This window comes from Dysgonomonas sp. BGC7, from assembly GCF_001261735.1.
Classification (GTDB): Bacteria; Bacteroidota; Bacteroidia; order Bacteroidales; family Dysgonomonadaceae; genus Dysgonomonas.
Genome location: NZ_CVRP01000014.1, coordinates 115,609 through 129,064 on the forward strand (window position 1 = coordinate 115,609; position 13,456 = coordinate 129,064).

At 36.7% G+C, this 13,456-nt stretch carries 7 protein-coding genes; 5 read left to right on the top strand and 2 right to left on the bottom strand.

All coding sequences use genetic code 11. The annotated features are described in order from the left end of the window. Window positions 1–5: 5 nt before the first annotated feature. Both BGC7_RS13680 and BGC7_RS13685 read right to left on the bottom strand, forming a co-directional pair. Window positions 6–1,790, bottom strand: a complete 1,785-nt coding sequence (locus tag BGC7_RS13680; RefSeq protein WP_050702165.1) for a RagB/SusD family nutrient uptake outer membrane protein — start codon at window positions 1,788–1,790, stop codon at window positions 6–8. Window positions 1,791–1,848: 58 nt separating this feature from the next. Beyond that, complete coding sequence (locus BGC7_RS13685; protein ID WP_050702166.1) at window positions 1,849–5,049, bottom strand: SusC/RagA family TonB-linked outer membrane protein; 3,201 nt, start codon at window positions 5,047–5,049, stop codon at window positions 1,849–1,851. A gap of 301 nt (window positions 5,050–5,350) precedes the next feature. On the opposite strand from BGC7_RS13685, the gene BGC7_RS13690 reads away from it, so the two are divergent. From BGC7_RS13690 to BGC7_RS13710, 5 genes are all read left to right on the top strand, one after another. After that, complete coding sequence (locus BGC7_RS13690) at window positions 5,351–9,778, top strand: hybrid sensor histidine kinase/response regulator transcription factor (RefSeq protein WP_050702167.1); 4,428 nt, start codon at window positions 5,351–5,353, stop codon at window positions 9,776–9,778. A gap of 134 nt (window positions 9,779–9,912) precedes the next feature. Further along, window positions 9,913–11,136 (top strand): DUF4861 family protein, encoded by a 1,224-nt coding sequence (locus BGC7_RS13695; RefSeq protein ID WP_050702168.1) that lies wholly within the window; start codon window positions 9,913–9,915, stop codon window positions 11,134–11,136. A gap of 36 nt (window positions 11,137–11,172) precedes the next feature. Next, a complete protein-coding gene (locus BGC7_RS13700; RefSeq protein WP_050702169.1) occupies window positions 11,173–12,615 on the top strand; it encodes a tagaturonate reductase in 1,443 nt (480 codons plus the stop codon). Window positions 12,616–12,698: 83 nt separating this feature from the next. Further along, window positions 12,699–13,124: an HIT family protein gene (locus tag BGC7_RS13705; RefSeq protein ID WP_050702170.1), complete on the top strand. Its 426-nt coding sequence runs from the start codon at window positions 12,699–12,701 to the stop codon at window positions 13,122–13,124. A gap of 87 nt (window positions 13,125–13,211) precedes the next feature. Beyond that, the coding region (locus BGC7_RS13710; protein WP_185112981.1) for a UxaA family hydrolase at window positions 13,212–13,456 on the top strand (245 nt) is incomplete at its 3' end.

Consider the following 13,456-nt stretch of genomic DNA (forward strand, 5'->3'; position numbering starts at 1 on the left):
GGATTTTAATAACCATAATCATTTTTGAGTGTACCATTACTAGAGTTGATAAAAACTTTCCAGATAGGCCAGAATTGGTATTTATCAGGATTATGAACATATATCGCTTCTATCTTCTCGTCTTTCAATTTAGCAGGGGAAACCCATTCCAAAGAGCCTGTGTAATCATTAGGATTAGCTACTGTCTCTCCTCTGTTAAGACCAAAAGTTAGCAATGTTTCACCATCCTCTGCATAATTATAATAAATTGTAGCTGGCACATCTGCATAACGATCTCTTCTGTCACGCAACTCATACATTCTTTCCTTAGTCTCTGCAAGCTTATTTCCTAAAAGATTCCATCGGATAAGAGCTTCTTTACGCAACATTTCTCCGGTAAATTCAAAAGCATGTTCCTTTACAATAGCATCGAACATAGCCTGATCAGACTTAATATCATTCACATATTTTTCAACTTTCTCTGCTCGCAAGTTAGGAGCAAAAGCTCTATTACGAAGGTCTTTCAGGTATGGAGCTGCTGCTGCGTATCCATCAAGTTCGTTAGTCACTTCTGCAAGCATAAGTACAACTTCTGCATAACGCATATATTGCTTATGTAGACCATCATCGTTAGTAGACGTTACTCTACGCTTCATCCACTCGAAACGATATTTACCAAAGCTCCAATTGTTAAGAGCATTCAACTCCTGTTTTGATGGGTTACTGTTAGACCATCTGTATGGAACACATGTAACATCGCGACGAAGATCGTTAACATCGTAATCATAGAAGAAATTAGGAGTAGGACCAGCCTGACCACCCTGTGTCATATCTGTATACTGATCTTTAGCCTGATGTTTGATGGCAAAAGTATATGCCATACGTCCACGTCCGTCAGACATTGGTATTTCCCAAAGAGATTCGCGTCCGGCTCTTCTATCTTCCTGACAAAGATTTCTAAATACTGTTTCGAATGAGTTTTCAAGCAGTCCTGCGTTAGAATTAGGATATATGTCCAACAGCTCGCTTTGAGCTATTTTATATAGCTTTTCTTTATCCAATTCAGGATCTGTACTCAAACGTGGAGATTCTGAATCAGGACGTTGAGAATAACCTGCCGCAACTAAACATATACGTGCACGAAGAGCTTTTATAAAAGTTTTATTCACCCTGTTCACTGAAGATGTATAATCATGCTCATTAGGCCAATAGGCTAACTCTGCGGCTTCTCCTAAGTCTGCAATTAATTGTTTATAGATTACATCGCGATCCGATTTAGGGATATATAACGTAGCAGTAGTAAGAGGTTGGAAACGAGCAGGAACATCACCCCATGCTCTTGTCAGATCCGCATAAATAACGGCTCTTAGAGTTAAAGCCTCTGCCAGAAGATGTCCCAAAGGAGTTCCCGGAGTGGCCATTCCGGCCTTACGTAATCCATCAATACACAAATTAGCTCTTTCCACACCTTCATACATCTTAGCCCATGCGTTTTTCTCCGAGTTCATCTGAGTATTGGAAGCATCTGCACCATAAACAGCAAGGTCTGCTTTTCCATCAGGATATTTATCAGAACTATTATACCACTCACTATCTGTATTCATACCATACCAAGGAAGAAAACGCCCCCTATATGATTCTGTTTCGGCAAAAGACACACTTATTCCCATCACAGCCGACTCAGCCAGTCTTGCTGTAGAGAATACGATTTCCGGCTCCATCGCCGAAGGGCTCGGAGCATCAAGATGATCTTCACACGATGTTGTTAGAAGAGCAACTATAGCCAGTATTATTATATTATTTTTTTTCATTTAAAATCTTCTTTTAGAATTGATAAGAATTGACTTCTGTTTTGTCAGCTTTTTGCTATTAAAAATTCAGATTTACACCAAATACAAACTGACGACTCTTAGGATAAGCAGAATAGTCTACACCCGGAGTAAGAGCAGTTTTGCGACGGGTAGATACTTCCGGATCGAAACCAGAGTAATTTGTCCAACAAAATACATTATAAGCAGTTGCATAAAATCTAAGATTTTGCACTAAAAATTTCTTAGTAAGAGTTTTCGGCAAGGTATATCCTAAAGTTAATGTATTCAGACGTAGGAATGATCCATCTTCGACAGCCCAATCTGAGAAAACAAACTGCTTGGTATACGGAGACCACATAGTTGTATTCTTGTTCAATTCTGCCAGTTCATTCACATCGTTGGTTATTGTTCCATTTGGCAAAAGATTTGTCCATCGCTGTCCATCGCGCATTTCAGAAATCATATTACGATATTGGTACTTACTAGATGAAGTATATTCTATTTTATTAGCATTATATACATCATTTCCATAACTCCAGTTGAAAGCGGCAGTCAGGTCAAAATTTTTGAAGCGGGTATTGATAGTAAATCCTCCTGTATGTAAAGGATTTGCATCTCCTATAATAGTTTTATCTTTATCATCAATAATCTTATCATCATTAAGGTCTTCAAGCTTCATTGTTCCCGGGCGTATTGTTCCCAAAACATTAGGAGAACTAGGTACACCTTCTTTCAGCTTCCATGTTTTACCATCAAACTCTTCAAAATCAGACAATTCATATCGTCCGGCAGATTTAAATCCATACATCTTACCCACAGCACCGCCTACTGCGACTTGATAGTCGTCCTGAACTTCTGTAGAAGCCCAGCCTGAAGAGCTGTAGAAATTATCCATCATTCCCAGATCCTTAATTTTATTTTTATTGAATCCGATGTTGAAATTGAAATTAAGACCAAAATCTTTTTTATCTATAGCCACATAATTCAATTGAATCTCTATTCCTTTATTCTGAGTTTCTCCCATATTCCTATATTGGTTGTCATACCCTGTTCCTGCAATAGGGAATAATATAAGAAGATCTTTAGTATTATTAAGATAGAACTCAACAGATCCATTCAGTTTGCTTTTAAACAAGGTAAAATCTAAACCTATATTTCTAGTATATGTTGTTTCCCACTTTAAGTCAGGATTTGCCATTGTTTTTGAAGCAGACCAATAATTAGAAAAACCATCAATCCATGTAGTAGGATTAGATTCAAACAGTTGTATCATCTGTCCCGAAGGAATATTGTTATTTCCCGCTGTACCATAGCTAAGTCTTAACTTAAGGTCGTCTAACCAGCTTTTTGTTCCCTCCATAAAATTTTCGGATGACACACGCCAAGCAGCGGCAGCTGAAGGGAAATATCCCCAACGGTTTCCTCTTGAAAACTTACTTGATCCATCAGCACGGAAAGTAGCAGACATCAAATATTTACTCATATAATCATAGTTGGCACGGCCAAAGAAAGAAACCAACTTATCGTCAGGAGAGGTGTAGTTTTCAATAGACTGAGCATCTCCTTCCGAAGAATAATTAAATGCTTTTGATGCATTAAAATCTTCCGGATATCCATGTACAGTACTAGTTTGTACTCTTGTCTCTGTTTTTAGGTTTTCTTGTCCTAACAATGCACTTAATGAATGATCTTTAGATTTCAATACTTTTTTAAAATCGTAGTTTACTGTGTTTGTATTGCGGAAGGTTTTTCTTACTGTATTTGAGAAAACAACTGCAGGTAATCCTTTATTCTCTGTAGAAGGTGAGTTTTTAACATAATAGGTCGAAGAACCAAAAAATCTGTTATCTGTAGCATCGTAACGATCGAGACCTACATCAGACTTTAATCTCAAGCCCGGCAAAGCTTCCCATGTTACACTTCCCGCCATGTTTAGAGTACGTCTAGTTTGTACGCGCTCGTTATCGGAAATAGCTGTAAATGGATTCACTAATTCGCTGGAAGTATCTTCTTCATCTGTATCTGTACCAATAGATTTGATAGGCAGTGGAGTATAAATTACTGAGTGTTTCATACGAGAGTCTGCTGATGACTTCTCATTTTGTTCATTAAGACCTCCTCCATTTATAGTTGCATCTGAATATCGTGTAGAATAATCAAATGTCAGAGTTTTGATTGGTTTATGTTTCAGTTTTAAAGACAAGTTGTCTCTTTTAAAATCGGAGCCAACCATAATGGCTTTATCTTCCACATGTGCATAGTTGAAAGCATAGGTAGTCTTGTCCGATCCTCCACTTATACTTACATTATGACTGAATACGTGTCCTGTCCGTCCATAGATAAGATCTTGCCAATCGTTTCCGGATACATTATTATACATATCCATATCTTGATAAGTTCCAAAATACTTTTCATAAGAGGCTGGATCGCTATCGTTTTTCAACATTGCATATTCATACTGCCATTTCAAATAGTCGGGAACAGAAAGCACATCTAATGTCTTTGCTATTTTCTTTACACTATAAAAAGCATTATAACTGACAGACAATTTCCCATCCTTGCCTCCTTTAGTGGTCACAATGATAACACCATTAGCTCCACGAGAACCGTAGATAGCAGTAGAAGATGCATCTTTCAACACATCTATAGATTCAATTTCAGATGATGGTATATCTGATATACTTTGTACAGGAAAACCGTCTACAATAAGAAGTGGAGTATTATCTCCGGTAATAGACCCCCCTCCGCGAACACGAATTTTCAGCTCGGCATCAGGTGATCCTTCTGTTGTTGTAATCTGAACTCCGGCCAATTTACCGGTTATAGCTTCTGCTACATTGGCAACAGGAACCGCCTGAATAGCATCTCCCTGCACAGAAGAAACAGAGCCTGTCAGGTCTTTTCTCTTTACTGTACCATAACCGATAACCACAACCTCGTCCAGTTCGGAACTAAGGTCTTCCATTAAGAAATTAATAGCATTGCCGGTTATTGGTTTTTCATTCGGTTTCATTCCCACATATGAAGCCACTAAAACTTTGGCGTCATTAGTTACTGAAAGAGTATATTTTCCATCAATATCGGTCATGGTACCTTTTGTAGTTCCTTTGACCGAAATGGTAACCCCAATCAGAGGTTCACCTTGAGAATCTGTAACCGTACCTCTTATTTCTTTCTGCTGAGCATATGCAGTTTGCACACAAAGCAAGCATAAAGAGATACATACCAGAGACAAAATTCTTTTAATTGTCTTTCGCATAGTTTGATAGATTTATAATTTACTGTTAATTAATTTAGATATAATCATGTTCTTAGATTTAAGAAATGTATAGGAACATTTCCTCTTGGTTTTATTTTTCAGGTATTGGTTATATAATTTAAAATACGTAAATATAATTCATGGTATCATCTGTTTGTCAGATTTCGAGTGCAATGTATGAATGAAAGTTTAAAACGAAGGGTGTTAAAATATTTTTTGAAGGGGGGCAAATTGACTTTATCCTAAAATTTGGCATTTTATTACAAAACTAATTATATTTGCATCAAACCTCATTTCCACCATGAAATTAAAAAGTCTTTGCTGTACATTCCTCATCGCAATACTAAATATTCTACCAACTTTAAGCCAGCCTCAGTGTTATTTTGAGCATTATGGCCCCGAAGATGGACTGCCCCAGCATACAATTATGAGTATCTTGCAAGACCAAAAAGGGTTTATGTGGTTTTCTACATGGAACGGACTGTGCCGGTTCGATGGTTACAATTTCTATACTTACCGCATACAGCAAGGCGACAAATATCATATGAGAAGCAATAGGATAGATTTTATCTGTGAAGATAAATATGGCTATATCTGGACTTTGCCCTACGACAGAGAACCGCACCGATTCGACCCCCGTACTGAAAACTTTATGGGCATTCGTTCAAAAAAAGAATATAAAGACCTCACTTTCATTGCCACAAAAATACTCACAAAAGACTCAGGTAAAGTATGGCTATTATCTGAAAACATGGGATGTGTATGCATTACAGATTCTACTTTCAATATAGAATTATATAATCGCGAAAATAAAAAAATAAATGGCAATGCAGTTAATTCCGTGTATGAAGATTCGGATAAAAATTCATGGATATTAACCAATAACGGATTGTATAGTGTTTCGTATAAAGGAGAAAAAATAAACAGCTTTTTTTCGGAGCAAGCATATATTGAATCTGTTTCCACACAGGATTTTTATTCTGCCATGGAACTAAATGATAAGATCTGGTTTGGATCGGGAAATGGCAGAATATGGGTCTATGATAAGAAAAACGGAAATTCGGAGTTGTTGCAAACTGACGCAAAGTCTGCAATAAAGCATATAGAAAGTATTGACAACAATAGCATATTGATAACAACACAAAATGATGGATTTTTCATATACAAAAGACAAAATAAAACCTTAAGTAAATATAATTCGGCAAACCTGAAAGGAATGAAATCCGATCAGATTCTTTCATCATACATAGACAGATACAACAATATCTGGTTTGAAGTAAATCATGCAGGAGTAGCAAAATTCAATCCCGAAACTCAAACAATGATACACTTCGAGATGCAGACAGAAAGTAAAATATCGAATGTCTTCCCGTCAAATTTTTTCATCTTCGAAGATAAAGATAACCGTCTTTGGGTACACCCTCGTGGGGGAGGATTTGCCTGGTACGATGCCGGAAATGATGCTTTAAAACCTTTCTACAACGAGCCTTCATCTCCCGAATGGAAATTCTCGAATGTGATGCATACAGCCTTTTCAGACCGTCAGGGCAATTTATGGTTAAGCACCCGGTCTCATGGGCTAGATAAGGTTCTGTTTAGCAACGAAGTATTCAAAACTATTATTGTAGATACAGATATACACTCTACTGTAAATAACGACATCAGAAGCCTATTGGAAGATAGTAGTGGCAACCTATGGATTTCGACCAAAGGAGGTAAGCTATTTGTATATGACAAACAGCTAAAACAGATAGGATATCTAAATAACGACGGAACTATAGGTTACAACATACCGCTGGAAGGTATTACTTACTCTGTAACAGAAGACAGCAAAAAAAACATCTGGATAGGAACAAAAGGAGAAGGGGTATATAAACTCACCCCAACGGGCAGCAAATACAAAATAGAACATTACATCCATTCCGAAAACGACTTATATAGCCTGAGTCACAATAGCGTATATTGCATTATTGAAGATACTAAACAACGAATTTGGATCGGAACTTATGGAGGAGGGCTAAACTTATTAGATGAAAACGAAAAGCGGTTTTACAGTAACAGAAATAATCTGAAAAGCTACCCTATACAATTCGGCTCACAAATACGGACTATGAGCCTCGACAAATTCGGCAATATCTGTATAGGCACAACTTTGGGCTTGATTGTATTCAGCTCCAATTTCGAATCAATAAATACTATTGATTATAAGTTCTATACACGTGTTCCGGAAGATAACAGCAGCCTTAGCGAAAATGATGTATATGATATCTGCACTACGAAGTCAGGCGATACATATTTCGCAACATTCGGAGGAGGGCTAAACAAAATATCTGCTGTCGACAAATCAGGATTTCCTCTGAAATTTGCCTCATATACAGCCAAAGATGGACTACCTTCCGATGTGATACTTACTTTGGTAGAAGACAATACCGGAAAATTATGGATTGCCTCAGAAGGTAATATTACGAAATTTGATCCTGACAAAAATTCATTCGAAACATATAGTGAAATCAATCGACTGATCGCAGGGCAGAACTTTTCGGAAGGAGCATGCTGGGCATCGGCAGCAGGCACCATATATTTCGGATATTCGAAAGGGATTCTTTCGATAAATCCGGAAAATATAGTGCGAAATACTTTCAAACCCTATGTGGCACTTACCAAACTCCAGATTGCAAATAAAGATATTCTCATTGGCGAAAATTCTCCCTTGAAAGAAAGTCTGGACGACGCTAAATCCATCAAACTCAACCACAAGCAAAATTTTATCAATATTGAATTTGTTGCACTGGACTACACTGACTCTAAAAAAATTAGTTACGCATATAAATTGGATAATATTGATAACGAATGGATTATAACTAAAGGACAAAGAACAGCCAACTATAATAACCTTGCTCCGGGAGAATATACATTTCGGGTAAAATCGACTAATAGTGATGGGATATGGATGGACAATGAGCATATTCTGGAAATTAAAATTACTCCATCTTTTTGGCAAACAGGATGGGCATATCTGTTATATTTTATAGCTATTGTCGGCATTCTGTATATAATATTACGTACGCTTTTTGTTTTCTACAGAATGAAATACAGGGTAAAGCTTGAACATGAACAAACAGAAATGAAAACCAGGTTCTTTACAGATATTTCACACGAAATACGCACACCTTTAACCATGATCGTCTCTCCTGTAGAGAACATGATAGAAGATAAGCAAACACCTGATTCCATAAAATCTCAATTACAGTTAGTACTGAAAAATGCAAGCCGAATGCAACGCATGGTCAACCAGATTTTAGATTTCAGAAAAATACAAAAACAGAAATTAAATATTCAGGAAACACTTTTGGGCAACTATGTATCTGAAATATGCAGTAATTTTACAAAAACAGCAGAATACAAACACATAAAACTCTCTATAAAGAACAACGCCGAAAATGAAAAAGTCTGGATAGACAGAGATGGAGTAGAAAAATTAGTCTTCAATTTATTATCCAATGCCTTGAAATACACCCCTGTAGATAAAAACATAGAAGTAAGTATTTTTCCGGCAAGAAAAGAAGACGCCGTTGCCATACAGGTACATGATGAAGGGCAAGGTATGAGCAAAGATGTACAAAACAAATTATTCACCCGCTTTGCATCTTTCAACACAGATAAAAGCAAACCAAGTACAGGCATAGGGCTGTCCATTGTAAAAGAAGTAGCAGATAAGCATCATGCAAGAATACTGGTAGAAAGTGAAGAAAACATAGGTACCAGCTTCACTATATTGTTTCCGATGGGTATTGCTCATTTCGAAGAGGATGACAATATTGTCTTTATGCTTTCGGAAGAACAAAAGTCTCAAGAAGAAAATAAAGAAAGCATTATATCCGTTAGAGATAATGTAAGCATAGCTGAAGGCGAAAAAGAAGAATTGCAAAAAGAAAAGGACACTATTCTGGTTGTAGAAGACGACGACGACTTACGCCAATTTATTATTAATATCTTACAACCCTATTATAATATACTTGCCGCAGGCAATGGAAGAGACGGTTATGATGTAGCAGTAAAAAGCATTCCCGATTTTATTGTCAGCGATATCATGATGCCGGAAGTAAACGGAGTTGAATTACTCCAAAAGGTGAGGTCGACTGACGAAATCAGCCATATCCCTTTTATTTTACTTACGGCAAAAACAGACTTGGAAAGTAAAGTAGATGGATTGAGCTATGGAGCTGATGATTATATAACTAAACCTTTCAGTGTCAAATACCTAAGAGCTCGGATAGACAATATTATAAGACAAAGGAAACGGCTATATGACACCTTTACTGCTGGTAAGATTCAGTTTGTCGACACAGAGGATAACGATAGCGATAATAAGGAGAATAAATTACAGATTACTTCGCAAGATGAATTTTTTATAAAAAAAATAAAAGAAAAGATTGAAGAAAACATAGATAATACGAACTTTGTGGTAGACGATCTGGCTACAGCAATGGCTATGAGCCGGACAGTATTTTTCAAGAAACTAAAAAGTCTTACAGGACTTGCCCCGATTGAGTTTATCAGAGATATAAAAATAAAATATGCTGCGAATCTTATATCGACTCAGCAATATACGATCAAAGAAGTATCTTTTATGATAGGTATATCCGATACAAAATATTTTACCCAATGCTTCAAAAATGTATATGGAATGACTCCTAGTGAGTATAAAAACAAAAGTAGAGAGTTTTAAAAATACGGGGTGAAACTGTTTTAGTCAAAAACTCCCCTTGTTTAATTAAATTTAGCCCTTATATTTGCTAATAGCAACAGGGGCTTTCTTTAATAAGATATAACTTATTTTAAAACCCAAACCTTGAAAAACCAATGAATTTTTTATCCAAAACAAAGCGTCTAACCTTTATCGGTCTGTTGATTACTATATTGTCATCTACATCTCTGATATCTGCACAGAGAGTAATTATAAAAAACAATTCTCCTGTAGCAATAAAAGACTATACATTAGAAATACCGGTAAAAAAGCTAAAATTAGCTTTTGGCACATACTCGGCATCGGTGAACGGAAGTATTGTTCCGGTAGAAATTATAGAAAATATCAGATCGGAACAGTTTGCAATAATACCTATAGCCAATATAGCCGCCAACGAACAAATCTCTATCTCTATTGAAAAAGGAGAAGCTCTCAATTATCCCAAAAGAACTTATGCTGAAATATCTCACAAAATAGGGGGAAAATTTGAAGGGCATAAATATGTGGGAGGGTATTCTTGGGTTAAACCGAATTATATAACTCTTCCGGGAACATTCCGCGACCACTCTTATTATATAAAATATGAAGGTCCGGGGTGGGAAAGCGACAAAGTCGCATTTCGATTCTACCTCGACAACAGAAACGCAATAGACGTTTTCGGGAAAAAGACAACTGGAATAGTCCTCCCCGCCGTAGGGGTAGATGGATTTGACAACTACCACAAAATGGCCGATTGGGGAATGGACAACATGAAGGTCGGAAAAGCATTAGGAATAGGATCCATTGCCATTTGGGATGGAGAAAAAGCAGTGAGAGTCGAAAAAAAAGATAGTATAACCTCTGGTATTACGGCAGAAGGGAAAGTACGTTCGCAAGTAAAAACCACATATTATGGATGGAACGCCAACGGAACAAAGTGCAACCTACAATCTCTTATCTCTATAGACGCAGGTAGCCGTGCATCTCATATGGAATTACTGACCGACAAGAAAATAGATAATATAGCTACAGGTATAATAAAAAGTGACAAAGCAGAACTCATTGTATCTCATCAGCCGGATAACAAATGGTCTTACATAGCCACATTCGGAAAGCAGAGCCTCAACGATGATATGCAGGGTTTAGTTATATTTGCACGAACGAATAAGATAAAAGAAATAACAGAAGACAGCCTCAACCATATTATTATAATGGATATGGCAGACAATTATGCAGAATACTATTTTATGCCAACCTGGGAACTTGACAATGAGCCAGTGAGAACCAAGGAGCAATTTATAGAATGCATAAATGAAGTTCTTAACAGACTGAATAATAAAATAACATATACAATCAAGTAATTAAAAAATTAAAAAACTAAAATAAAACTAATTCACATGAAGCCTCTTAATAAAACAACAGTAGAAAAGAAAAATTTACCTGTAAAAATTCTTCAATTTGGCGAAGGAAATTTCCTCCGTGCTTTTGTAGACTGGATGATAGACAAAGCTAACGATACAGGAGTAATGAATCACGGAATAATAGCAGTACAGCCCATAGCACAAGGTCAGGAAATTGCTAACATATTTAAACAACAAGACTGCATGTACCATGTCTATCTGGAAGGAATAAAAGATAAACAGCCGGTAAAAGAGGTTGCTTTAGTAAAAAGTATAGAAGGTATACTTAACCCTTATAGTCAGTATGCTGAATATGAAAAATTATTCCTCAGCGATGAACTCGAAATGATAATATCCAATACTACCGAAGCCGGTATACGCTACGAAGAAGGTGATGACCTGACAGCAGAACCACCGAAGTCATTTCCGGCAAAAATGACTGCATTATTATATAAACGATATAAAAAATTTAACGGAGATCCCAATAAAGGCCTTCTTATTATCTGTTGCGAGCTTATCGAAGACAATGGCTCTACACTTCGCCAATATGTACTGCAACACGCAAAACACAATAAGCTCGAAGAAAACTTTATCAATTGGGTCAATACGGCATGTCATTTCTACGACACGCTGGTAGACCGTATTGTTCCGGGATTCCCTCGCGAAAACATCAATGAAATAAAAGAAGAAATAGGATTTGACGACAACCTAGTAGTAAAAGGAGAATATTTCCACGTATGGGCTATTGGTGGCGATCCTATTATAAAAGAAAAGCTTCCATTAGACAAAGCCGGACTAAATGTATTGTTCATGGATGATATAAAACCATTCAGAGCAAAAAAGGTACGTATTCTTAATGGCTCTCATACTGCAATGGTTCCTGTTGCTCTACAGTTGGGTTGCGAAACTGTAATGGACGCATTTAATACTCCGGAAGTAGAAAAGTATATCAACCGTATGGTTGCAGATGAAGTTCTTCCGTGCATAGATGAAGATCCTAAAGAATTAGAAATCTTTGCTGCGAAAATACTTGAACGTTTCTACAATCCTTACCTGAAACATTATTTAAAGGATATATCATTAAATTCTATTTCAAAATGGGAAACCCGCGATTATCCGACAGTATATGATAATTACAAAAAACGCGGTAAAGATGCCAAGTTGACTACATTTTCTTTTGCGGCTTTACTCGTCCTTTATACAGGGCAATCGGAGGCAAAAGGATTTACAGCAAACGATACTCCTGAGTTTATCGACTTTATTCAAAAAACATTCGACAAGAATAATATCAAAGATTGGGTAACAGGAATAGTAAATAATAAGGATATGTGGAAAGAAAACTTCTCGGAAGTTCCTTCATTCATAGATAAAGTGTCTGAAGATGTTAAATTGATATTAGATAAAGGTATGCTAGGCGCACTGAAAAGTGTCATAGGATAAAAATAGGTTAATCAGGCTGCCATTCGATGCGTAGTGGTCTTATCTTAACCACTATGTTGCGGATGGCTAAAAAAAGAATCACCATGTCAATAAATAACAATTGTTTATATTGCAATAAAAATCAGACAATGCATGATCTCATGATAGAAGTCTGCAAGCTAAATGTTTCGACTGTTTTTTTATTTCGCGAACAAACTTATAAAGGACGATGTATAGTTGCATATAAAGAACATTCAACCGAACTATATGACCTCCAAGGAGAAGAGCTTCTTGCTTTCATGGAAGACGTAAACAAAGTCGCACGGGCATTAAAAGATCTGTTTGCTCCCGCAAAAATCAATTACGGAGCATATTCAGACAAACTCCCTCATTTGCATATACATCTGGCTCCTAAATATGAAAACAAAGCAGATTTTGGCTCAACTTTTGTAATGAATCCCCAGAAAGTATATCTGTCAGATGAAGAGTATATGGAGATGCTAGTTGCAATAAAAAGTAAATTGATCTGAAAAGAGATTTTTATTACTATCATCAATTACAATTGTACACAAATTTAGCTTCAGCTAATTAATTATAATAGAAAAGGAGATCAGCTAATGAACAAATACATCAAGATATCGCCAACAGACAATGTCTGTGTGGCAATACAAGACCTCGCTAGCGGGGAAAAGATAAACATCGGAGATCGGCAGATAAACATACTAAACGATATACCAACAGGACATAAATTCGCTATAGAAGAGATAGCCGAAGGGCAGGATGTCATCAAGTACGGATATCCCATAGGGCATGCAACCACTGCAATACATACAGGTGAGCATGTACACACCCAGAACGTGAA